We start from the raw sequence: 24,266 nt of genomic DNA, 5'->3' as shown, positions 1-24,266 counted from the left end.
GTTCAGTCCCGCAGAACCAGAACCGAACATTGGGCATGCCGCACAACACGCGCCGCGTTCGGGCCGATCAGATAGTCGCGCAGGTCGGGGCGGTGCGCGCCCATGACGATCAGCGAGGGTTTGTGTTTTTCCGCCGCAGTCAGGATTTCCTGATAGATCGTTCCCTGCCGCAAAATATGCAAACAAGTCGCGTCAACCTCTGCACCCAATGCATCTGTCACGGCGCGGTGCAATGCCTCACCCGCCTCCTTTACCACGCTTTCGGTTGCGCCCTCCTTGAACCACGGGGCGACGAGGCTCATCCCGAAATCAGGCAGAACGGAGATCACGGCCAGACGCTTTTCCTCGGCCAACGCGGCGGAATGCGCCCGACCAAGGATCAGCTTGTGATGCTCCGGATGCGCCAGATCGATAGCAGCGAGTATCATACCAAAAGCTCCCTTTGTTGACGGCGACGCTGGACAAAGACCACCAGACCGAACAGCAACAGCGCTGGAATGTAGAAGATTTCCTTGGGCATGCGGTCATTCTCGACCTCCACCCCTGTTAGGGTCCAATCGAAATCGATGCCTGCCTGCTCCGCCGCTTGGCCAAAGCCAATCATATCGACGATCACCGCACCGTCACGCTCGACCAATTCCAACCCTGCTGATTGCGCAAGGCGGTCAAAACCGGACCGGCCTGCCTCACCCAAAGGCAGCTGATAGGTTGATGCGACATGATCACCGAACAGGGTCATTCCCTCCAGCCCCAGCCGCAATGTGCCGCCACTGGGCACTTCCTCAGCCAATGCAAACACTCGTGCGGGTGGTTCCATCACATACGCATCCTCGAACCGGTCCAGCCAGAAACCCGGACGGAACAATGTCAGCGCCACCAGCACCAGAACCGCACTTTCCCACAGGCGCGAGCGTGTCAAGAAATAGCCCATGGTTCCGGCGGCAAAGATCAGCATCGCCATCAGCGCCACAATAAAGACCACAATCGCATGCTGCCACGACACGTCGATCAGCAGCAAATCGGTGTTGAAGATAAACAGGAACGGCAGCAATGCGGTGCGGATCGAATAAAAGAACGCCTGAAAACCCGTCTTTAGCGGATCACCACCAGAAATCGCAGCCGCCGCAAAACTGGCAAGCCCCACCGGCGGCGTCACATCCGCCATGATACCAAAGTAAAAGACAAACATATGCACCGCGACCAGCGGCACGATCAGGCCGTTCTGCGCACCCAGCTCAACCACAACGCCGGCCATTAGCGAGGACACAACGATGTAGTTCGCCGTGGTCGGCAAACCCATGCCTAGAATGATTGAGATCAGCGCGACAAAAACCAGCATCAGCATCAAGTTGCCGCCAGATAGGAATTCGACGAACTCCGCCATAACTTGCCCGATACCGGTCAGCGTGACCGATCCAACGATGATACCCGCAACAGCCATGGCACAGGCCAGACCGATCATATTGCGCGCGCCGATGATCAAGCCATCTACAGCCTCACCCAGACCGGCCCGTAGCGCGGGCAGAACATTGCCCTGCCCCCGAAAAAACGCCTTCAGCGGATTTTGCGTCAACAGGACCAGCAACATAAAGCTGGCCGACCAGAAGGCCGAGAAACCGGGCGATTTACGCTCAACCATCAGCAGATACATCAGCAACAGGATCGGTAGCAGATAGTGCAGACCGCTGCGGAAAATCTGACCGGTGGGCGGCAGGTTCTGCATGGAATCAACCGACAGATCCAAATCCTGCTCACGTGCAGCATGGCGGACCGCCAGCAGATATAGGCCAAGGAACAGCGCAACGATCACCGGCACAGCCGCGCCGCCTAATGTTGCCTCCATCATGCCGACCAGTTGGCCCGCGCTCCACAGGATACCACCTGCGCCGACAATCCCGACGCAGATCATCAGGATTGCCGTCAGGATGAACAGCACGGGGTTCATCTTGCTGGTGCCCTTCATGCCCATTTTCAGGGCCTCAAGGTGCACAATATAGACCAATGCAACATAGGAGATTGCAGCAGGCACAATCGCCGTTTTCACCACATCCACATAGGAAATGCCGACATATTCGGTCATCAGGAACGCAACCGCGCCCATTACCGGCGGCGTCAAAACACCGTTGATCGAGGACGAAACCTCAACCGCGCCCGCCTTGGCAGGAGAGAAGCCGACCTTCTTCATCAGCGGGATCGTAAACGTACCGGTCGTAACCACATTCGCAATCGAAGAGCCAGAGATCAGGCCCGTTGCTGCCGATGCAATCACAGCCGCCTTGGCCGGACCGCCGCGCAAGTGGCCCAATGTGGCAAAGGCAAGTGAGAGGAAGTAGTTACCTGCGCCCGCCTGATTCAGCAGCGCACCAAACAGTACGAACAGAAAAACAAAGCCCGAGGAAACGCCCAGCGCCACGCCGAACACGCCCTCGGTCGTTAGCCACATATGGCTCATCGCACGTTCGATCGACGCACCGCGCCAACGGATCACATCCGGTAGCAGCTCTGACGAGCCAAAGAAAACATAGCCTAGAAACACAACCGCCACAGCCATCAGCGGGAAGCCGAGAGACCGTCGCGCGGCCTCCATCAGCAGAACAACTCCGATTGAGGCAAAGATCAGATCCTGTGTCGATGGCGCGCCCGAACGCGCCGCCAAACCATCCCAGAACAGGTAGAGATATCCCGCACAAAACGCCGCCAGCAGTGCGATGGCCCAATCGATCAGCGGGATCGTGTCGCGGCGGCTCCGCTTGAATGTAGGAAATGCCGTAAAGGCAAGGAAAACCGCAAAGGCCAAGTGGATCGACCGGCCCTGCGCGTTATTCACAACAAAGATGCCAAACTCATAGGGCAGTGGCGAGGCGATCCATAATTGGAAGACCGACCACATCAGTGGAACCACCCACAGCACGCCCCTGTTGAAGCTGCCCGTAGGTGCCCGCGCACCGGTGTCGTTATCGGCGATAAAATCGTCGACGGCCTGATCGTCCTGACTGCTCACGCGTTCGGTCCTACTCTTGTTGTTCAATTGGAAAAACCCGCCCGAATATAATCCGGACGGGCTGGTATCGCTTAGACAGACTTACTTCCAGCCGCGCTCTTGGTAGTACTCCAGCGCGCCGGGGTGCAGGTCAGCGGTCAGACCCGAGGAGATCATCTCCGCCTCGTCCAGACGAGCGAAGGCAGGGTGCAGACGCTTGAAGTCCTCGAAGTTTTCAAAGACTGCGGAAACCACAGCGTAGACAACTTCGTTCGGCGTATCAGCCGAGGTTACGAATGTCGCGCGTGGACCCCAGGACGGGATGTCTTCCTCGTTTCCAGCATACATACCGCCGGGGATGGTTGCTGCCGCATAGGCAGGGTTTTCAGCCAGCAGGGCGTCAATGCCTTCGCCAACCAGTGGGATCAGGTTAACGTCACAGGTGGAGGTAGCCTCCTGCGTGGAACCGTTTGGCAGGCCAGCCGCCCAGATCGTCGCCTCGATGTTGCCATCGCACAATGCAGATGCTTGCTCAGCCGATGCCAGTTCCGCCGCCAGCGAGAGGTCGTCCTTGGTCAGGCCGGAATACTGCATCAGCGTCTCAGCCAATACACGTGTGCCCGAACCGGGGTTTGCGATGTTGACGCGGCGACCTTCCAGATCGGCAACCGTCTCAATGCCGCTATCGGCACGCGCCATCAGGTGCATAGGCTCCGGGTGGATCGAGAACAGCGAGCGCAGCTCAGGAAACGCGCCATCATCGCTGAATGCGCCGGTGCCGTTAACAGCAGCAGATTGCACGTCGGACTGAACAACGCCGAAGTCCAGCTCACCCTGACGGATGGTGCGGGTGTTGTAGACCGAACCGCCAGTGGATTCGACCGAGCAACGCAGGCCGGTTTCAGCGCGGTTCGCGTTTACCAAACGGCAGATCGCGCCGCCAGTAGGATAATAAACGCCGGTCACGCCGCCGGTGCCGATGGTGATGAACTGCTGGTCCTGTGCAAAGGCTGGTCCAGCCAGCATAGCGACAGCCAATCCGAGGGGGGCAATGCTCTTGGTGATATTCATGTAAAATTCCCTATTGCGAAGTTTGCTCCGGCCGAAGCCGCAGGCACCATTCCGGTGACTTGCCATGAATGTCCGCCAAGCAAACGTCAACTGTCACGGAAAAACTAATGTTTTCTACATTTGCTGTGGCACCTAAGCACGCGTTGCTAAAATCAACTACGGATATTAGAATACTAGCAATCAAATTAAACATAACGAAAACGCCAGATAGGGGGCCGCCGTGAAAATCACCGATGCAAAGCTGTTTGTCGGCGGACCGGGCAAGAATTACGTCACGCTGAAAATCATAACCGATCAGGGGATCTATGGCCTAGGGGACGCCACCCTGAACAATCGTGAAACCCTGACTGCCGCCTATTTGCAGGATTACCTGATACCGAACCTGATCGGTATGGACCCGCGCAACAGCGAGGATATCTGGCAGTTCTTTTATCGCGGTGCCTATTTCCGGCGTGGGCCAATTGCCATGGCCGCTTTCGGCGCGATCGACATAGCGCTGTGGGATATCAAGGGTAAGCTGGCCAACATGCCGCTATACCAACTGTTTGGTGGCAAAAGCCGTGATGGCGCAATGGCATACGCCCATGCAACGGGGGCCGATCTGGAGGACCTGATGGACTCCATCGCGCATTACGTCGCGCAGGGGTACAAGGCGGTGCGCGTACAATGCGGGATACCCGGCATGCCCTCCGCCAGCTATGCCGTGCCTGAGGATAAGGGCGCGAACAAGCATTACATCAGCGACTTCAGCGGCATCCGGCCCAAGGTCGAGATATGGGACACCGACCGTTACATGCGCTACATGCCCGATGCGTTGGCCGAAATCCGCGCCCGCTTTGGCCCCGATCTGAAACTGCTGCACGACGTCCATCACCGCCTGTTACCGCGTGAGGCAGCTGAATTTGCCAAGTCCGTAGAACCGGCCGGCCTATACTGGCTGGAGGACCCCACCCCCGCCGAGGATCAGGATGCGCTGCGCCTACTACGTCAACATTCCACCGTTCCCATCGCGATTGGAGAGGTCTTTAACTCGATCTGGGACTGCAATAGGTTGATTGAGCAGGAGCTGATCGACTTCATCCGCGTGGCCGTCACCTATGCAGGCGGTATCACCCACACCAAGCGGATCGTTGATCTGGCCGCTCTGCATCATGTGCGCACAGGTTTTCACGGCGCGCCCAGCCATTCCCCCCTGTGCATGGCAGCGCAGGCGCATTTGAATGCGTGGGCGCCGAATTTCGGCATTCAGGAATATCTCGTCTTGGGCACACCAGAATGCGATGCGCTGTTCCCGTCGGATCACCGGATGGAAAACGGGATGGTCTATGTCAGCGATGCACCTGGATTGGGCGTCGATTTTGATGAGGGCGAGGCCCAGCGCTACAGCTACTCACCCGGCAGCCATCCGGTTGTGCGGTTACAGGACAGAACGCTATGGAATTACTGACGCTGGCCTAGTTCGCGATTTTTGCGCGCTTCCAATCGCCACGCAGTAGACGGCGGTGAAAGACGGGGAACTTCAGTAGTTCCTCGAAAAACAGCAGTGACAGCACCCAGAACACCGAAACGTCGAAATACAGCACCGCCAGCGCCGTTGCAGGGACGCGAAACAGCCATTGCGACCAGACAAAGATGTGCATGACATAAATCGTATCCCCACTAGCCCGCAGCGTGTTTCCGCAGATCGCGTTTGACCCCTTGGGAAAGGGCAGAACCAGCAGGATAGGCAAGAAGCTCAGCAGGACCGTCCGTGTCTCCACATCCAGATCGGCATATAGATAGCTGGCCGACAAGCACACGATGAGGAAGATCACCGCAACAACACCCGCCGCGACAAAAGCGCCACGCCACGCACTGCGCAGAAACCGGTCGAGAATTTCCTCTCGCTGTCCCTGCCCCAGCAACTGCGCCACGATAATGCCCGTTGCCTGCGCCCACTGCATACCGATCGTGCCCGCCACCATGATCCACGGCGCGATGATGGTCATGGCTGCGAACTCGTTCAGGTTCAGGCGCGCATAAATCAACGTACAAACATGGCTGGCAAAGGTCGCACTAAAGAATGTCACCGCAATTGGCAGTGCAAAGGCCAGATGCCGCCGCAGCGTTGCCACGAAGCTTAACTGCCGCCACCCCGCAACATGCCGCAAATACCCGTCCAGCGCCCATAGCCGGACCACCAGAAAGCCAACCTGCACCGTAACCGCAATGGCGCTGCCCATCGCGGCACCAGTTACTCCGAATGCAGGCAGGCCGAAATAGCCGTGGATCAGAACGATGCTCGTGATGACATTGATCGGCAGCGACAGGCAAAAACTGTACAGCGGTAAGCGGGTGCGCCCGCAGCCGTTGAAATAGCTCGACAGGCACTGCCCTATCGCCTCGCCAACAATCACCAGAGAAAATACGGTCAGGTAATCAATGGCAAGGTCGGCAACCTGCTGCGTTGGGGCCATCACACCGATCAGTGAGCCGCCAAACAGCGAAATAATCGCCAAGCCGACACAGCCAACTGTCAGGCTGATGGCCATACCGCAGGCCAGTGCGGATTTGATGAACACAGGATCACCGGTGCCGAATGCTTGCGCGGTGCGCAGCTGCATCGCGTTAGAAAAGGCAAGGATCGCCCCCAGCACAAATCCCGCCACCGCCGCGGCAAGGCCCATTGCAGCCAGCGCAGTTTCCCCCAATGCGGACACCAGATAGGCGTCGATCACCACTGTTCCGTGCAGGATGATCGCCTTTAACGTCATCGGCCACGCTAGGGCGAATACGTCCAGTGATGCGGGGCCCGCAGCGGGCGGTGTGGCTGTTGAGGGGGTGGCAGACATCGGGAAAGGGCGTCCCTAGCAGGGCCGGGGTCACGGCATGGTTTCAGTCAGGCGCGCGCCCATCTGGCCCGCGCCTGTTGCTTGAATGGATCAACCGTCTGACGGCTCGAAGTAATTCGCATTGGTCGCGGAAATGCGCCGAATCGTATCGTCCAGCCGCGACAGATGCAGCATTCCGGCCTCAATCGCGCGGTCGGCGTCATGGGCCTTCAACGCATCAGCAATGACACGATGATCCTCAACCAATTCGGGCATGCGGTCCTCCTTGGACAGACCCAGCACGCAAAGGCGGTCAACCTTGGATTTCTCGCTGATGATAACGTCAAAGGCGAATTCAGCCTTGGCTATCCCGCAGATGGTTTCGTGAAACGCGTAGTCGAGCGCGCCGAACCCGTCGACATCCTTATCCTCAATCGCCTTTTGCTGACTGGCCAATGCCGCATCCAACTGGGCGGCGCCTGCCTCATCGCAATGCTCGGCCGCGCGGCGCAGCACTTCCTTTTCAATGGCGGCACGTACAAAGCGGGATTTGACGATTTCTCGCATCGAAAACCGCTTTACCTCGGTCGCGCGCTGCGGGCGGATCAGCAACAGGTCCAGATTGGCCAAGCGACTGAACGCATCGCGCACCGGCTGGCGTGAGACGCCAAACCGTGCGGCCACATCAGATTCCGGAATTTTATCCCCGGGCCGCAATCGCAGCGACAATATCTCCTCATGAAGATAGGAGAAAATTTCATCGACGCTCGTCCGTCGTTCACCCAGCTGCGTTACCTGTACCATCGCATCATCTCAATCTTTCACGCGCCCCTAATCCAAACATTGCGCACATGGTGCACGCGAAGGCGTCCTGGTTGTTTTCAGTACATGGAGCGTGTGGGGCACACCAAGTGTGACCAAAAATCTGACGCTCATCATGACTTCTGTTTTTCCGCCAGTTTTGACGACTTGTATAGGCCTACCTCACTTCAGGCTAGTATACCAGTATAATTACTAGTATACCAGATGAAGGAAGGCGACGAATCAGTCGCTCGTATCAGATGCGCCGCAAAAATGACGGCGCGATAGGGAGGGGCCATGTCTGGCGTGAGTCTTCAAGGCATCGTAAAAGCTTACGGTGCGGTTCAAGTCGTCCATGGGATCGACCTAGAGGTTCAGGAAAAAGAATTCGTCGTTTTGGTCGGCCCGTCGGGCTGTGGCAAATCGACAACATTGCGCATGATTGCCGGGCTGGAGGAAATCAGCGATGGCGACCTGTCTATCGATGGTAGGCACGTAAATCGCGTCGCGCCCAAGGATCGCGATGTCGCGATGGTGTTCCAGAACTACGCCCTATACCCCCACCTGAACGTTGCAGATAACATCGCCTTTGGCCTGCGCATCCGCAAGGAAAGCAAGGAGAAGATCGCCTCATCCGTTGACGAGGTTGGCAAAATCCTCGGCCTGACACCGTATCTGGAGCGCCGCCCCGCCGATCTGTCCGGTGGACAGCGGCAGCGTGTCGCCATGGGCCGCGCGATCGTGCGCCGCCCCAAGGTTTTCCTGTTTGATGAGCCCCTCTCGAACCTAGACGCAAAGCTACGGACCCAGATGCGCGCCGAGATCAAGCGTCTGCACAAGCGACTGGGTGCCACCTCGATCTACGTGACCCACGATCAGGTTGAGGCGATGACATTGGCCGACCGGATTGTCGTCATGCATGATGGCCGGATTGAGCAGATCGGCACCCCGATGGAGCTGTTCCTGAATCCCGCCAACACTTTCGTTGCTGGTTTCCTCGGCTCCCCACCAATGAACATGGTCAAGGCACGCATTGTGGCCAGTGAAACGGGCCCCGTTGCGGAATTCGGTGGGAACCGCCTGCAACTGGCGCAGATTCCGTCACTGCAATCCGCCGTCGGGCGCGAGGTGATCCTGGGCATCCGCCCCGAATTCGTGACCGTAGCCGAGGAAACCACCCCGGGCCGTTTGCCTGTTGAGGTTGACCTGATTGAGACCCTCGGCTCCGAGGCCCTGATCCACGCAACACTCATGGGCGAACCCTTTGTCATTCGCACCGGTACGGTCGGGCAGATGAACGTGCTGGACGGCATATCCGGATTTACCATCGAACCACATCTGGTCCGGGTGTTCGATGCGGAGACAGGTCAGGCATTGGCCGGTCAGGTGCTAGAGCAATGAGCGCCGATCCGAACGTAACAGGCCCCAAGACCGAGGAGATTGTCCTCGGCGCCGCCGAGGCCACACGCCGTCGCAGGGGCAGCCGCATGGTGCGCCTTGGCGATCATATGAAGCGTGAATGGCAGCTTTACGTGATGCTGATCCCGACCATTCTGTGGTTGTTGGTGTTCTTGTATAAGCCGATGTACGGCCTGCAAATCGCGTTCAAGGATTACTCGCTGTTCCGCGGTGTCGCTGCCAGCCCGTGGATCGGTTTCGATCATTTCGAGACGCTGTTCAGCAATGATCAGTTCCTGCGCGCGCTAAAGAACACGATCATTATCAGCTTCTACGGCTTGGTCTTTGGTTTTCCCATGCCGATCCTGCTGGCGTTGATGTTCAACGAGATCCTGAAACAGACGTTCAAGAAGACCGCGCAGACCATCGTTTATCTGCCGCACTTCATCTCCTCGGTCATTATCGCGGGTATCGTCATCACGGCCTTTTCCCCATCTGCGGGCATCGTGAACACGGTCATGGGCTGGCTGGGCTTTGACCCCGTCTACTTCCTGACCAAGCCGGAGTGGTTCCGCCCGATCTTTATCGGAACAGGCATCTGGCAGGAGGCTGGTTTCCAGTCGATCGTCTACCTCGCCGCAATCGCGGGTGTGTCGCCGACATTGTACGAAAGTGCTGTCGTGGATGGTGCCAGCCGCTGGCAGATGATGTGGAAAATCACGGTGCCGTCGATCCTGCCGACGATCATCATCATGCTGATCATCCGCATCGGCAACATCCTAGAAGTGTCGTTCGAGATGATCATCCTGCTGTATCAGCCCGCAACCTATGAGACGGCGGACGTGGTGAACACCTTCATCTACCGGCAGGGCCTACAGGGCGGACAATACGATTTCGCCGCTGCTGCCGGACTGTTCAACGCCGTGGTCGCCTTCACGCTGGTGATGACCGCAAACACAATCTCGAAGCGCTATTCGCGCACGTCGCTTTGGTAAAGGAGAGAGCAAAATGGCCAACATGAACCTCTATTCCCGCGGCGATAAGCTGTTTGTGATCGTCAATATGGTGCTGATCGCGCTGTTCACGATTTCCACGCTGTATCCCTTTATCTACATCGCGTCCCTGTCGATGAGCACAGGGTTCGAGGCACGGGCAGGCAACGTCGTGCTAACGCCCGTCGGCTTCACGCTAGAGGCCTATAAGCAGGTGCTGAGCGAGCCGCAGTTCTGGAACAGCTACAAAAACACATTCATCTACACAGTCGGCGGCACCTTGATGAGCCTGGCGTTCATCATCCCCGGTGCCTACGCGCTATCCCGTCCCCAGCTATACGGGCGGCGGTTCTGGAACCTGATGGTGGCGTTCACCATGTGGTTCAACGCTGGCCTGATCCCGTTCTTCCTCAACATGAGGGACCTTGGGTTACTGGACAGCTATTTCGGCATCATCATCGGATTTGCCGTCAACGGCTTCAACATCATCCTGCTGCGCAACTTCTTCGAGGCAATTCCACAGTCCTTTGAGGAAGCAGCCCGGATGGATGGAGCCAACGAGTTCCAGGTTCTCTGGAAAGTTTACATGCCGCTTTCAAAACCGGCCATCGCTACGGTCGCTTTGTTCTGCATTGTATCGCGCTGGAATGGGTTCTTCTGGGCGATGGTACTGCTGCAAGATGAGGATAAAATCCCGCTGCAGGTCTACCTTCGTCAAGTCATCGTCGATCTGACCGATGACGAAACGTTCGCAGCGACTTTGCTCAACGCGCCTTATTCGGTCGAGACCGTAAGCGCCGCGATCATCGTCTGCTCGATCATCCCCATCCTGCTCATCTACCCGTTCCTTCAGAAGTACTTCTCAAAGGGCATCCTGCTGGGTGGCGTGAAGGAATAACAACGATTTCGCTATAGGGAGGAAACCATGCGAAACTTACCATTGGCCTTGGCCATGATCGGAACAACTGCCCTAACCATGCCGGCATTTGCCGACGGGCACTTGCAGATTGTTGATGAACCGCTGGATCTGTCGATCCACATGCACTGGCCGCGCAGCCAAGGGTATGACGAGAGCTATGCCGTTGAGCGTGTGGCCCGTGAGATGACAGGTATCCACCTGCGCGAGGCAACATTCGGCCGCAATACCAGCGATTCCGCCGAGGCGATGAACCTGCTGATCGCATCCGGTGACATGCCCGACATCGTTGGCGGTCACCTGATCAAGCAGCCGGTAAACGAATACGGTCCGCAGGGCGCATTCCAGCCATTGAACGAGCTGGTAGCAGAGCACGCACCGAACATTCAGGCGTTCTGGGACAGCCATCCGGGCCTGCAACAGGCGATCTCCGCCTATGATGGCAACTATTACTACATCCCCTATCTGCCAGACGGCAAATACGGTCGGGCCTACTTTATCCGTCAGGATTGGCTCGACATTCTGGGGCTGCAACAGCCGCAGACCGTGGATGAGCTGCACACTGTTCTGACCGCCTTCCTCAACGATGATCCCAACGGCAATGGTTTGCAGGACGAAGTGCCCGCATTCTTCCGCAACTGGGAGGAGGTCATCCGCCTCGTCACGTTCTGGGATGCACGGTCGTCAGGCTCGGACACCTATCACGATTTCTACGTCAATGACGAAGGCACCGTCGTACACCCCTATGCGCAGGAAGCGTATCGCGACGGTCTGACAATGGTGGCCCAGTGGTACGAAGAGGGCATCATTGATCCAGAGGTATTCACCCGCCGCTCGACCGCGCGTGAATATCTGCTGGGTGAAAACCTCGGCGGGTTTACCCACGATTGGTTCGCGTCCACCTCCGGCTACAACGCCGCATTGGAGGATAAGATCGAGGGCTTCAACTTCGTGCCGTTCCTGCCACCTGAATCTGCCGGTGGCGTTCGGATGGAGGAGCACCGCCGCATCCCGATCAAGCCGGACGGATGGGCGATCAGCCACTCCAACGAGCATGCAATCGAGACGATCAAGTATTTCGACTTCTTCTTCAGCGAGGAGGGGCGCCTGCTGTCCAACTTCGGCGTTGAGGGCGAGACATGGAACATGATCGATGGTGAGCCCGTCTTTACCGACGAAGTGCTGAACAGCAGTGAGCCAATCAACTCCCAGATGTATGCGGCGGGCGCACAGATCCAGCGCGGCTACTGGCAGGATTACCGCTACGAATGGCAGTGGACTGCACAGGCTGCGCGTGACGGGATCGAGCTGTACGACCAGCACGATCTGTTGGTTGAGCAGTTCCTCGGCGTCGCCTTCACCGAGGATGAGCAGGTCATCTACGACCGCTACTGGCCGTCGATCCGCACCTATATGCTGGAGCGTCAGCAGGCATGGGTTCTGGGCTCGGGCGATTTGCAGGCCGACTGGGATTCCTATGTCGAGACGCTGGATAACATGGGATACCAAGAGGTTATCGAGGTTCTGAACTCGGCCTATGCCCGTCAGTACGGCTGATCCTTCACCGCTAGTTTGAACACGGGTGCGGCCGATCCGGCCGCACCACCCCCACGACGACCAACAGGAAGATCACAGATGCCCGGCCACGCGACACCCCTTCTCGACGAACCCAAAACTGGCCGTTTGACGATCCAGTACGGCCCTGACGCGCAGTCGGATATTACCGAGAACCCGCCCCGTTTCACTTGGCTGCCCGTGATCGAGGATGAGGCCAAATATGTTCTGCGTATCTCGCAGGACCCCGGATATGACGACGCGGCGACCACGTATTACACGCAGATCCCGCTGAACTTCTTTACCCCCGATGCAACAATACCCGCAGGTGTGCACCACTGGTCCTATGCCGTCTGCGACCCGAAATCCGGCGCGGCAACGACAGCGTGGAGCCAGACACGCACCTTTACCATTGCTGATGATCTGCCCGAAACGCCCCTGCCCTCACGCACGGACCGTTTTGCCAACACCACCCGCGCCCACCCGCGCCTGTGGCTGACGCCGGACCGGCTGGATGGGTTTCGCAAGGATGTGAAGGCTGATCCCGATCATTGCACTTGGGCGACCTTCTACGACAAATCCGTGCTGCCATGGATGGACCGCGACATCATCCCCGAGCCAGCAGGCTATCCCAACCATCAGCGCGTCGCACCGATCTGGCGCCAGACCTATATCGACTGTCAGGAACTGATGTACGCGATCCGCCATCTGGCCGTCGGCGGTCAGGTGACGCAGGATCAGGCGATGCTCGACCGCGCCAAGGAATGGCTGCTCAGCGCCGCTGACTGGAACCCGACCGGCACGACCTCGCGCAGCTATACTGATGAATGGGCGTTCCGCGTGAACCTCGCGCTGGCATGGGGCTATGACTGGCTCTACGATCAGATGGACGAGGACGAGCGGACCCGCGTGCGCACCGCATTGCTGGCCCGAACCCGCGAAACCGCCGATCACATTATCAAGCACGCAAACATCCACCTGTTCCCGTTTGACAGCCACGCCGTGCGCGCGGTTTCCGCCGTGCTGATCCCCGCCGCTATCGCATTGCTGGATGATGAGCCGGAAGCCGCCGAGTGGCTGCACTACTCCGTCGAATTCCTCTACACAGTCTATACGCCGTGGGGTGACAAGCAGGGCGGCTGGGCAGAGGGTCCGCACTATTGGATGACCGGCATGGCCTATCTGATCGACGCGGCGAACCTGCTAAAGGGGTATAGCGGTCTGGACCTGTATCAGCGCCCGTTTTTCCAAAAAACAGGCGATATGCCACTGTTCACCAAATCGCCGGATACACGCCGCGCGACATTTGGCGATGACAGCACCATGGGCGATCTGCCTGCGGTCAAGATCGGCTATAACCTGCGCCAATATGCAGGCGTGACCGGCAATGGCGCGTATCAGTGGTATTACGACGAGATCAAGCGCACCAATCCCGGAACCGAAATGGCGTTCTATAATTGGGGCTGGTGGGACTTTAACTTTGACGAGCTGGTCTACCGCACCGACTTCCCGATTATCGAGGCACAACCACCCGCCGATGATGATAAGCTACGCTGGTTTCAAGGCATCGGCTGGGTCGCGATCCAGCAGCAGATGCAGGACCCCGACAACCACATCCAGTTCGTGATGAAGTCATCGCCCTTTGGATCGATCAGCCACAGCCATGGCGATCAGAACGCATTCTGCTTGGCCGCCTTTGGCGAGGATCTGGCGATCCAGTCAGGGCATTACGTCGCCTTTAACTCAACCATGCACCAGAACTGGCGGCGTCAGACGATCTCTAAAAATGCCATTCTGATTGACGGTAAGGGGCAATATGCGGGTAAGGACAAGGCACGTGCCATGACCTCCACCGGCAAGATTGAAATCGCCGAGGATCGCGACGACCACATCTTTATCCGTGGCGATGCAACGGCTGCCTACCGCACGTTGTCGCCCGAAATCACATCCGTCACCCGCGAAGTCTATTTCGTGCATGACAGCTATTTCGTCATCGTCGATGCGATCGATGCCGAAACGCCGGTCTCTGTTGACTGGCTCTTCCACGCCAATGCACCCATGACGCTAGGCGATACGACGTTCCGCTATTCCGGACAAAAGGCTGGCTTTTACGGTCAGGTTCTATGGTCGGAGGCGGGCAACCCGCTGATCACGCAGGAAACCGGCTTTGCAGGGGTGAACCCGGCAGAGATCGAGGGCCTGCCCGTCAGCACCTGCCTGAAGGCGACATATCCCAAGGCAATTCGCCACCGGATTGCCACCTTGATCGTTCCCTATCCGCTGTCCGCGCCGCGCCGCGTGTTCAGCTTCCTCGACGATCAGGGCTACGACTGCGACCTCTATTTCACCGATGCCGATGACCGCTCATTTAAGGTCGTCGTCCCCAAAACATTTGACGTTGGCACATCGCCAACCACGACACCAAAGAAGGAAACAAAATGAAACTTCAGGGAAAAACAGCGATCGTTACTGGCGGCGGCCGCGATATCGGTATGGCCGTCGCGCTGAAGCTGGCATCCGAGGGCGCAAGCGTTGCGATCAATTATTTCTCCAGCAGCACCGGCGCGGATGAGGCTGTCGCACAGATCACCGCAGCGGGCGGGCGTGCCTTTGCCCTGCAAGGTGATTTGACCAAGCAGGCGGATGTAGACGCGCTGGTCGAGAAGACCGTTGCTGATTTCGGCAGCATCGACGTGCTGGTAAACAATGCGGGCGGCCTGATCGCGCGTAAGACGATTTCGGAGATGCCGCTGGACCACTGGAACGCGGTGATGGACCTGAACCTGACCAGCACGTTCCTGCTGACCAAGGCATGCCTTGCACACATGAAGGACGGCGCGATCGTCAACCTTGCAAGTCAGGCTGGCCGTGATGGTGGTGGGCCCGGTGCGGTTGCCTATGCAACGGCAAAGGGCGCAGTCATGACCATGACACGCGGCTTGGCCAAGGAATTAGGCCCGAATATCCGCGTCAACGCCTTGTGCCCCGGCATGATCGACACAGATTTTCACAACGTCCACACCCCCGATGCAGGCCGTCGTGGGTTCGAGGCGAATGCACCGTTGAAGCGTCAGGGTCACACCGATGACGCCGCCAATCTGGTTCTTTTCCTCGCATGTGGCGATTCCGGCTTCATCACTGGTACAAATATCGACATCAATGGCGGTATGCTGTTCTCCTAAGCGTTAGACCAAGGACTACACATGTCTGATTTTCCTATTGTCACAACCGGCGAAGACGTCACTCGGCAGGTCCTATCTGACCACCCTGCGCTGATGGTCGTTGCGTTCCGGTTTGGCAAACAGGGCGCCATTGGCGCGCTGCACGACCATGTGCATGTGCAATCGACCTATGTGGAAAGTGGGCGTTTCCGCTTCACCCTTGGTGAAGTGGAGCGTGAGGTTGGGCCCGGTGACAGCTTTGTCATCCCCTCCAAGCAGATACATGGTTGTGTCTGCTTGGAGCCCGGCACCCTGGTTGATTGCTTCGCCCCACGCCGCAACGATTTTCTTTGATTGCAAGGATATTCCAGAATGCACTTCCTCGCGATTGGTGAATGCATGGCCGAGCTTGCTCCGGCCGCCCAGCAGGGCGACTTCCACCTCGGCTTTGCCGGTGATACGTTTAACACCGCGTGGTATCTGGCGCGGATTAGCCCCGACACGCATGTCTCGTTTTTTACCTGCGTCGGGGCTGACGCGATCTCGCAGCAGATGCGGGATGTTTTTACGAATAGCGGCATTGATGACAGCCACGTTCAGACTGTCGCTGATCGCACGGTCGGCCTGTACCTGATTTCGCTGAACAATGGCGAGCGCAGCTTCTCATATTGGCGCGGCCAATCCGCCGCGCGACTGCTTGCACAAGACCCCGCCGCATTGGCCACAGCGATGGCAGCGGCGGATATCATCTATTTCTCAGGCATAACGCTGGCCATTCTGGACAGTGCGGGCCGCGAAACCCTGCTACATACGCTGCGAACAGCACGTGCAGCGGGTAAAGCCATCGCCTTTGACCCCAACCTACGCCCCCGCTTGTGGGCCGACACCGCCGAGATGACGCAGGCCGTCATGCAAGGGGCCGCCGTCAGCGACATTGCCCTGCCCTCGTTCGAGGATGAGGCCGATTGGTTCAAGGATGCAGACCCAAATGCCACCGCTGATCGCTATGCAGCGGCAGGTGCGACGACGGTTGTGGTCAAGAATGGCGGCGAACCTGTTCACTACCTGCACGGGGACGCGCGAGGCACGGTCGCTGTACCACCGCTGGCGTCGATCATGGACACAACTGCGGCGGGCGACAGTTTTAATGCCGGTGTGCTGGCTGGAATACGGCAAGGCTTACCCCTGCCAGACAGCATCGCAAATGCCTGCCGCATCGCGGGTAAGGTGGTTCAGGGTAAGGGCGCGCTGGTTCCTATCGGCGCAGATGTGCTGAACGGCTGACTTCCTGCCAGCCGATTTACGCCGTCACAATCGCGACCAAGGCCCGAAACATTTCGATCCCGTCCGGTAAAATCTCATCGGGGAAATCATAATCAGGGTTGTGCAGGGCCGGTTGCGATTGCCCCGCGCCCAGCCCGAACATTGCGCCTTCATACCGCTTGGTCAGCTCGCCAAAATCCTCGCCCCACCGAAAGGGCTGGTCGAGTTTCTGAAACGGCCGACCAGTCACCACCGCTGCCTGTTGGATCATATCGAACCCAGCCTGACCGTTCGTGGTGGCGGCAAAATCCTCTCGTGTTTCGAATGTGACATTCAGGCCGTATTGTTCGGCAAGCGTGGTCGCATGGTCCCTTAAATCCTGCCACATCTGCTGCACAGTCGCGGCCAGCGCGGCCCTTACCGTGAAGTGCACTTCACCCTGCGCCGGTGCGACACCGGATGCCTGAACGCCCATCTGCGTATAAACTGGCACGGCCAGAGCATAGGCATCTGGGCGATCATAGCGCGCCTGAATCTGTTGCGCGCACAGCATCAAGTCAGCCAGCGCAATGGCGGGGCTGTGGCCGGTTTCAGGTTGCGCGCTATGCGCCTCCTTACCGGTCATTTTGATCGCGGCGTATTTCACCTCGGACGCAAAGGTGCCGGTTTTGCAGATCACTGCCCCGGCAGGAAATCCCGGCAGGTTATGCAGCGCAAACACATAATCCGGTTCAATTTGCGCGAAATTCTGATGCTGCACACATGAGCGGGCACCGGTGCCGGTTTCCTCATCTGGTTGGAACAGCAGAACAACACGGCCCCGATCTGGCCGGTTCGCTAAGCAAAGCGCCAACCCCGCCATGATCGCCATATGCCCGTCATGGCCGCATTTATGCCCAACACCATCGTAGACCGAACTATAGGCGATACCTGTGTTGATCTCATGTATCGGCAGAGCATCCAGCTCGCACCGAAACAGAACCGTTTTATCGGCGGCGCGACCATTATAGACCGCTGCAAATCCTGCACCTTGCAACGGGATAATCGCATCTGGCGGTGCATGTTCGATCAGAAAACCACGCAAATGCCGTGCCGTTTCCCCCTCATGCCGTGAAAGCTCGGGGTGCGCGTGCAGCCAGTGACGCAGATGGGTCAACAGATCGATGTTTGACGACATGGTTTTTCTTTTGGGTAAAGGTCGCGCGCACCTCAGCGCGCGCGACGATTTGATTAGCCCAGGGTTTCGCGCACCACAGCCTCGGTCGTGGAAATCACGATATCGGCTTCCTGACGCGTCAGGCAGAATGGCGGCGCATAGCCCAGGATATCGCCCTGCGGCATAGCCCGCGCAATCACGCCCTTTGCGGCCAGCGCAGCGGAGAGTTTAGCCCCGACGCCGGCTGAAGCGTCATAGAATTTGCGTCCGTCGCGCTGCTCCACGAACTCGATCGCGGCCAACATGCCGACGCCGCGAATATCGCCAACATGGGGGTGATCGCCCAAACGCTCACGGAAACCGGCGCGCAGATAGTCACCCGTAACCGTGGTGTTTTCGATCAGGTTCAGGTCATCGATCAGCTTGAGGTTAGCCACCCCTGCCGCAGCACCAATCGGATGTGCGGAATAGGTCCAGCCGTGACCGATGGGGCCGAATTCGTCGGTCCCTTCCTCAAGCACCTTCCAAACCTTATCCGAGATGATGGAACCCGATAGCGGCGCATAGGCCGATGTCAGGCCCTTGGCGATCGTGATGATGTCCGGCTCCATCCCGTAATGCGTCGATCCCATCATCGAACCGGTGCGGCCAAATCCGGTCACAACTTCATCCGCGATCAACAGGATGTCGTGCTTTTTCAGGATGGCCTGAATGGCGGCCCAATACCCCTCGGGCGGGGGCACGATGCCACCGGTGCCCAGAACAGGCTCACCAATGAAGCCGGCGATGTTTTCCGCACCCTCGCGGGCGATCAGCTCCTCCAACTTTTGCGCGCAATGGGCGACGAAATCAGCCTCGGACATGTCCAGATCATCGCGACGGAAATAGTATGGCGCCTCGGTGTGGATGACCTGTTCCAGCGGCAGATCGAACTTCTTGTGGAACAGCTCCAACCCCGTCAGCGAGCCAGTCACAAGGCCCGACCCGTGATAACCGCGCCAGCGAGAGATGATCTTCTTTTTCTGCGGACGGCCCAGAATGTTGTTGTAGTACCAGATCAGCTTAACATTGGTCTCGTTGGCGTCGGAACCGCCCAATCCAAAGTAAACCTTGGACATATTGGCGGGTGCACGGTCCATGACCATCTTGGCCAATGTGATCGATGCTTCGGTGCCGTGGCCGACATAGGAATGGTAATAGGCCAGTTCATGCGCCTGTGCCGCAATCGCCTCCGAAATCTCAGTCCGTCCATACCCTACGTTAACGCAGTACAATCCGGCAAAGGCATCCAGCAGGCGCTTGCCGTCACGATCCTCGATATACACGCCCTTTGCGCCGGAAATAACGCGGGTCGGCATTTCGCCGCGTGCATGTTTGGCAAGGTGGGTCGAGGGGTGGAAGAAATTCTCACGGTCCCACTGGCCCAGTTGGTCGTTGTGCAAAGTGTCCATATTCTCAGCTCCAGTCACGGCAAACATATTTGATTTCAGTGAATTCTTCGAGGCCATGGCGCGCGCCCTCACGCCCCAGACCTGATTGCTTTACGCCACCAAACGGAATGGGCGGGCCGGTGACGGAGGTCCGATTGATCGCAACCATGCCGTATTCCAGCGCCCGTGACATGCGGTAAATCCGTTTGGGGTCCTGCGTATGAACATAGGCCACCAGCCCGTATTCGGTATCATTTGCGCGGGCGACAACCTCATCCTCGGTATCAAAGGGGGTCAGCGCGGCAATCGGGCCAAAGGTTTCGTGGTGCATAATGTCCGCATTGGCAGGCACGTCCACCAGAACTGTCGGTTGGAAAAACAACGGCCCCGCGTCGTGACGATACCCGCCCAGTGCGATACGCGCGCCCTTGGCCACGGCATCGGCAACCTGGCTTTCCTGCTTTTGGATCAATCGCTCATGCATCAACGGACCAATATCAGGGTCATCCATTCCGGCCCCAACCGTCAGCGCGGCGGCTGCCTGCGTGAAGCGTTCGCAAAATGCGTCATAGATGCCGCGCGCGATGAACATCCGGTTCGCACCGAGGCAATCCTGCCCGCTGGTCGCGAACTTCGCCCCAATTGCCTCAGAGACAGCGCGATCCAGATCGGCATCCTCGAAGACGATAAAGGGGGCATGGCCACCCAGTTCGAGCACCAACCGTTTCACCGTATTCGCGCATTGACTGTACAGCAAGCGGCCCACTTCGGTTGATCCGGTAAAGGACAGAGCCCGCACCCGCGCATCGCTGCACCACGGTGTGACGATGGTTTCCGCATCCCCCGGAACGACATTGAACACACCCGCAGGCATGCCCGCATCCTGAGCCAATTCGGCCAAGGCCAGGGCAGATAACGGGGTTTCAGCAGACGGATGTGCCACGATTGTACAACCGGCAGCCAATGCGGCCGCGGCCTTGCGCGTTAGCATCGCCGACGGGAAATTCCACGGCGTGATCAGCGCAACAACTCCGATTGGTTCGCGCCACAGCTCCACCTCGGCATTCGGCATATGGCTGGTTATACCCTCCACATTAGCGCGTTTTGCTTCCTCGGCATAAAATTCAACGAAGCTGGCGGCGTAATCAATCTCACCCCGCGCTTCCGAGATCGGTTTGCCCTGCTCCGCGACCATGATGCGTGCCAGATCCTCACGATGCTCAATGATTTTGGCGTGCCATTGTTTCAGAATCAGCGCGCGTTCCTGCGGCAACATCGCAGCCCATCTACCAAAGGCGCTTTGCGCGGCAGTTACCGCAGCCTCGGCCATATCTGCGCCCAACGCATCAACGCGCGCTATTTCCGCCCCTGTTGCGGGATTGGTCACAGCAAAGCTGTCAGGCGCGCCACACCAAACGCCATTGATATATCCGGCGGATTTTATCAAACGCGTCTGCGGTAATATCTCATCATTCACGGTCACGCTGATCCCTCCCCATTGTTGAGGGCAGCGTAGAAGGTTCTGATAGATGATGAGCCTGAAGTTACCTGTAGTTACAGATTAATCTTCTGCAAAAATCCAGTCGAACAACTCAATCCTGCTGCAAATCGGCAAATAAGTGCAGCGGCGGCCCCGGATGGCGGACTGTCTTTGTCACAATATAGGAATAGTACCGCGCAATACCGCCGGATTCCTCAAGCACGGTTTCGATTAGATTCTGATACTCCTCGATCGTTGGGGCAACGACCTGAATCAGGTAGTCATAACCGCCCCCAATCGCCCAACAGCCTGTGATTTCAGGGTGCTGTCTGACCGTATGCTCAAAGGATTGGAACCGCGCAGCCGCATGTGAATCCAGCTCAATCGTAACAAACACCGTCACAGCACCCGGTAATTTGCGCAGGTTGATTTGTGCCTGATAGCCAGAAATCAGGCCAGATTCCTCCAGCCGCCGCAACCGCTCCCAACAGGGCGAAGGCGACAGGCCAACCTGTTGCGCCAGCGCGGATTTCGCGATGCGGCCATTATCGGACAATACCCTGAGGATCTTCAGGTCGATGCGATCCAGTTTCAACATGTTCGACCCATAGCTGCTGACCTATTTCAGATCAATCCGGGAGGTGCCCCGCAGCGCACCATTTGGCAGATGGTATGGCCGAAGCACAGCAAGGGCATCTGCGGGCCTTCGCCTTTGAGCGCCCCCGCACCCATGCCGCCGATACCATTTTAGCGCCCCGCGATGCCGCGCAGTTTGCCAACCAGCCAGCCCCGCGCAAAGGTCGCCCGACTGTTGTGCCCGATATCGCGGATGCTTTTGACGCGCTTATGACCATGGGCAAGATCGACCTGAGCCAATCAATGAATGCTCACTATCCAGCCATCAGGGCATGGCTGCGGGTCCATCGCCCTGACGCCGCGCCAACAGATGCAAAACCCGATAGCGAGACGATCCGCAGGGTGATCTCTCCCTTGTTCAAGGCTGCGCAGAGCCAAACCAATAAACAATAAAAGCCACCCGCTTTTAGAGGTGTATTTGGAGGATCAGAACCGCGTCATACCCATCGCATAACAACGCCAGCAGGAGGGCAGCATATGCGAACGGCACCACGGTTCCCGATCTCGACACGCGCAGCGACTATTACGACGGCTTCATTGATGAAACGGCGGCGGCGGACTTTCTGTGTCAAAGCGTGCGCACGTTGCAAAAGTGGCGCGTCACAGGCTTTGGTCCGTGCTTCTTCAAATCGGGTCGGTCGGTTCGCTATCGCCGCCGCGACTTGCTGGCATGGGCGGAAAGCCGGATGCGCAGCAACACCTCGCAGGCCGACGCGGCATGAGTTTTGCCCCTGACGGGTTGGCAGCACTTCAGGGGATTTTGGGGCCGGATGGCTCGAAAACGGGGTGTGGGGCGACAGCTCCACGCCCCGCATCCTTTTCCGCTTTCAGCAACCTCCAACATCGCAGGGGCGCAGTATCGCCCGCGCCACGCGCCGAGACTTCAGGCCCGGCCCCAAAACAAAAGCTGCCCCGCCGGAGGCTCTTAAGAGCGCGTCAGCGCGTCCCCACCGCAGGCGGGATTGTGAGAAGCGAGCGGCAAAAAGGGGGGCCTTGTAACACCCCCCTCTATAAATACGAATGCGCAGGAGATCGTAAATGGACGTAGTGCATAGCGGCTTTGATGGGCTGAAGCTGTCGATTGAGGCTGATATCCCTCCAGACTTCCGTGAAGCCCTGATCGACGCCAAAACCCGTGCTGCAAAACAGAACGATCCGGTGATGATTGAGTGGAATGGCGTTGCGTTAGCAGTGCGCAAATCTGGCGGCATGTCAGCATTCTCGGCCCATACGGGAGATTACGGCGCGGAGTGGTACTTTCTGGACCCGCTCAATAAGCCAAAGAACAATCCCGGCATCACCGTAGACTTCCGCGCATTCCTGCTGGCAACCGGCGGCATCGCAGCCGCCCGCGCACAGTTCGAGGCGCAGTTGCAGGCGTTCGGCATTCGCTACGGCGATCACATGGTGAAGGTCGCGCGTGTGGACTTCGCGGTTGATGTTCTGGCCCCTTGGTTCACCCCAGACCGCAGCTGCATCGTGGCTCCGTCCGGCACACGGACCAGCGCCCGCGCCAGTGATATCCCGATCGAAGAATACGGCGTCGGGGATGGCGTGACCGGCCTGAAGGCAGGCCAAATCTCGAACCGTCAGTTGGCGATCTATGACAAGCGCCGCGAAGTGATCGATTGCCACAAGCGCGGCTGGGAGGCGATCTGGAACAGCCGCCGCGCTGCGCAGGGAAAGCCCCCGTTAGACCTAGCCGACGCCCCCAACAGCCGCGTCTGGCGATTTGAGATGCGACTTGGCTCCAAACAACTGCGCAACCGCTGGCTTATCCGGGGCTGGGATGAGCTGGACGCCAAAATAGGCGATGCCTTGGCCGAGGCTTATACCAAAACCCGCTACACCCTGCCCCAAGCCGACAGCAACCGCGCCCGCTGGCCAGAAGACCCGATCTGGCAGACAGTGCGTGAGGAAGCCACAGCGCACCTATCCAGCCATCGCAGCTATGCAGACCCTGCCCTAGTCAAAGAAGCCAACCGCGCCGCGCACAAGCTGCTCCTCGACACCCAGATACTCGGCTTGCTGGTGTCCCGCGCTGCTACCGAGGAGCTCGGTACAGATGAGTTTGAGGCGTTCATCGCACGCCACATAACCGCACTGCGCAATGCGTCCCGCGATCATCCGGTATCGATTGCAGAGCGGCTCGCTAAAGCAGAAGCGAGGTATGACTTTAAGTGAGAGGTGAAGTGGTCCGGCAAATTCGGACAGCGTGCTAAGATGTATCCAACCTTGAAGACAGGATACAGAAATGACGAAGAGACGCAGTTTTTCAGATAATTTTAAGGCCACGGTAGCGCTTGAGGCGCTTCGCGGAGACAAGACGGCGCAAGAGATTGCAGCTAAGCACAAGATCCACCCGACGCAGGTGACGACATGGAAACGGCAGGCAATTGATGGTCTGACGGGTGTGTTCTCTGACAAGGTCAGGAAGGCTGAAGATAACGAAGCCGAAGTCAAAGAGTTTCATGTGAAGATTGGCAAACTGGCGGTTGAAACTGATTTTTTTGTCATAAGGGCTTGACCTGCTCCCCTGAAAAGTCCGGTGTTTTGAGTTAGCCTGTTCTCCAAGAAGGAGACAGACGATGAAGAGAAGCCGTTTCAGCGAAGAACAG

The 24,266-nt window shown here is 58.0% G+C and carries 22 protein-coding genes; 13 read left to right on the top strand and 9 right to left on the bottom strand.

The features are described from left to right. Positions 1-2 precede the first annotated feature (2 nt). The 3 genes from CR254_RS15525 to CR254_RS15515 all read right to left on the bottom strand — a co-directional run bounded on the left by CR254_RS15525 (position 3) and on the right by CR254_RS15515 (position 4,051). A complete protein-coding gene (locus tag CR254_RS15525; protein WP_097931610.1) occupies positions 3-428 on the bottom strand; it encodes a universal stress protein in 426 nt (141 codons plus the stop codon). After that, a complete protein-coding gene (locus CR254_RS15520; RefSeq protein WP_245851685.1) occupies positions 425-3,001 on the bottom strand; it encodes a TRAP transporter permease in 2,577 nt (858 codons plus the stop codon). The genes CR254_RS15525 and CR254_RS15520 overlap by 4 nt, the downstream gene beginning before the upstream one ends. An 81-nt stretch (positions 3,002-3,082) precedes the next feature. Beyond that, positions 3,083-4,051: a TAXI family TRAP transporter solute-binding subunit gene (locus CR254_RS15515; protein WP_097931606.1), complete on the bottom strand. Its 969-nt coding sequence runs from the start codon at positions 4,049-4,051 to the stop codon at positions 3,083-3,085. A gap of 220 nt (positions 4,052-4,271) precedes the next feature. On the opposite strand from CR254_RS15515, the gene manD reads away from it, so the two are divergent. Further along, on the top strand, positions 4,272-5,498 hold the full coding sequence (gene manD, locus CR254_RS15510; RefSeq protein ID WP_097931604.1) for a D-mannonate dehydratase ManD: 1,227 nt from the start codon (positions 4,272-4,274) through the stop codon (positions 5,496-5,498). A gap of 7 nt (positions 5,499-5,505) precedes the next feature. On the opposite strand, the gene CR254_RS15505 is transcribed toward manD, so the two are convergent. Further along, positions 5,506-6,882 (bottom strand): MATE family efflux transporter, encoded by a 1,377-nt coding sequence (locus CR254_RS15505; RefSeq protein ID WP_097931602.1) that lies wholly within the window; start codon positions 6,880-6,882, stop codon positions 5,506-5,508. 90 nt (positions 6,883-6,972) lie between these two features. After that, positions 6,973-7,665 (bottom strand): GntR family transcriptional regulator, encoded by a 693-nt coding sequence (locus CR254_RS15500; protein WP_097931600.1) that lies wholly within the window; start codon positions 7,663-7,665, stop codon positions 6,973-6,975. A 294-nt stretch (positions 7,666-7,959) separates the two neighbouring features. Between CR254_RS15500 and CR254_RS15495 the strand changes: the two genes are divergently transcribed. From CR254_RS15495 to CR254_RS15460, 8 genes are all read left to right on the top strand, one after another. Then, positions 7,960-9,063 carry an ABC transporter ATP-binding protein gene (locus CR254_RS15495; RefSeq protein ID WP_097931598.1) on the top strand — a complete coding sequence of 368 codons (1,104 nt, stop codon included), beginning with the start codon at positions 7,960-7,962 and terminating at the stop codon, positions 9,061-9,063. Beyond that, positions 9,060-10,055, top strand: coding sequence for an ABC transporter permease (locus CR254_RS15490; RefSeq protein WP_097931596.1), 996 nt, complete (start codon positions 9,060-9,062; stop codon positions 10,053-10,055). The genes CR254_RS15495 and CR254_RS15490 overlap by 4 nt, the downstream gene beginning before the upstream one ends. Positions 10,056-10,068: 13 nt before the next feature. Beyond that, complete coding sequence (locus CR254_RS15485) at positions 10,069-10,950, top strand: carbohydrate ABC transporter permease (RefSeq protein WP_097931594.1); 882 nt, start codon at positions 10,069-10,071, stop codon at positions 10,948-10,950. Positions 10,951-10,977: 27 nt separating this feature from the next. Beyond that, positions 10,978-12,525 carry a type 2 periplasmic-binding domain-containing protein gene (locus CR254_RS15480; RefSeq protein WP_180956031.1) on the top strand — a complete coding sequence of 516 codons (1,548 nt, stop codon included), beginning with the start codon at positions 10,978-10,980 and terminating at the stop codon, positions 12,523-12,525. A gap of 78 nt (positions 12,526-12,603) precedes the next feature. Next, complete coding sequence (locus CR254_RS15475) at positions 12,604-14,964, top strand: heparinase II/III domain-containing protein (protein ID WP_097931592.1); 2,361 nt, start codon at positions 12,604-12,606, stop codon at positions 14,962-14,964. Further along, on the top strand, positions 14,961-15,704 hold the full coding sequence (locus CR254_RS15470; protein WP_097931590.1) for an SDR family NAD(P)-dependent oxidoreductase: 744 nt from the start codon (positions 14,961-14,963) through the stop codon (positions 15,702-15,704). The genes CR254_RS15475 and CR254_RS15470 overlap by 4 nt, the downstream gene beginning before the upstream one ends. 21 nt (positions 15,705-15,725) lie before the next feature. Beyond that, positions 15,726-16,037 carry a cupin domain-containing protein gene (locus tag CR254_RS15465; RefSeq protein WP_097931589.1) on the top strand — a complete coding sequence of 104 codons (312 nt, stop codon included), beginning with the start codon at positions 15,726-15,728 and terminating at the stop codon, positions 16,035-16,037. An 18-nt stretch (positions 16,038-16,055) separates the two neighbouring features. Then, positions 16,056-16,967 carry a sugar kinase gene (locus CR254_RS15460; RefSeq protein WP_097931587.1) on the top strand — a complete coding sequence of 304 codons (912 nt, stop codon included), beginning with the start codon at positions 16,056-16,058 and terminating at the stop codon, positions 16,965-16,967. 16 nt (positions 16,968-16,983) lie between these two features. Here CR254_RS15460 and CR254_RS15455 read toward each other — a convergent pair whose 3' ends face one another. From CR254_RS15455 to CR254_RS15440, 4 genes are all read right to left on the bottom strand, one after another. After that, positions 16,984-18,123: an amidohydrolase gene (locus CR254_RS15455; RefSeq protein ID WP_097931585.1), complete on the bottom strand. Its 1,140-nt coding sequence runs from the start codon at positions 18,121-18,123 to the stop codon at positions 16,984-16,986. 53 nt (positions 18,124-18,176) lie between these two features. Further along, a complete protein-coding gene (locus CR254_RS15450; RefSeq protein ID WP_097931583.1) occupies positions 18,177-19,553 on the bottom strand; it encodes an aspartate aminotransferase family protein in 1,377 nt (458 codons plus the stop codon). 4 nt (positions 19,554-19,557) lie between these two features. Next, a complete protein-coding gene (locus tag CR254_RS15445; protein WP_245851683.1) occupies positions 19,558-21,015 on the bottom strand; it encodes an NAD-dependent succinate-semialdehyde dehydrogenase in 1,458 nt (485 codons plus the stop codon). Between the two features lie 109 nt (positions 21,016-21,124). Next, a complete protein-coding gene (locus tag CR254_RS15440; protein ID WP_342744484.1) occupies positions 21,125-21,610 on the bottom strand; it encodes an Lrp/AsnC family transcriptional regulator in 486 nt (161 codons plus the stop codon). 74 nt (positions 21,611-21,684) lie between these two features. Between CR254_RS15440 and CR254_RS15435 the strand changes: the two genes are divergently transcribed. The 4 genes from CR254_RS15435 (at position 21,685) to CR254_RS15420 (ending at position 24,175) form a co-directional block, all read left to right on the top strand. Next, on the top strand, positions 21,685-22,041 hold the full coding sequence (locus tag CR254_RS15435) for a hypothetical protein (RefSeq protein ID WP_097931579.1): 357 nt from the start codon (positions 21,685-21,687) through the stop codon (positions 22,039-22,041). Between the two features lie 23 nt (positions 22,042-22,064). Continuing rightward, positions 22,065-22,370: a helix-turn-helix transcriptional regulator gene (locus CR254_RS18335; protein WP_342744485.1), complete on the top strand. Its 306-nt coding sequence runs from the start codon at positions 22,065-22,067 to the stop codon at positions 22,368-22,370. A gap of 316 nt (positions 22,371-22,686) precedes the next feature. Continuing rightward, positions 22,687-23,832, top strand: coding sequence for a hypothetical protein (locus tag CR254_RS15425; protein WP_097931575.1), 1,146 nt, complete (start codon positions 22,687-22,689; stop codon positions 23,830-23,832). A gap of 70 nt (positions 23,833-23,902) precedes the next feature. After that, entirely contained in the window at positions 23,903-24,175 is a 273-nt protein-coding gene (locus CR254_RS15420) for a transposase (protein ID WP_097931573.1), read from the top strand. The last annotated feature ends 91 nt before the right edge of the window (positions 24,176-24,266 follow it).

It is taken from the genome of Pontivivens marinum (assembly GCF_900231835.1).
In the GTDB taxonomy this organism is placed as follows: Bacteria; Pseudomonadota; Alphaproteobacteria; order Rhodobacterales; family Rhodobacteraceae; genus Pontivivens; species Pontivivens marinum.
Note: the sequence above shows the minus strand (reverse complement) of the source record. Positions and strands in the feature narration are given on the sequence as shown.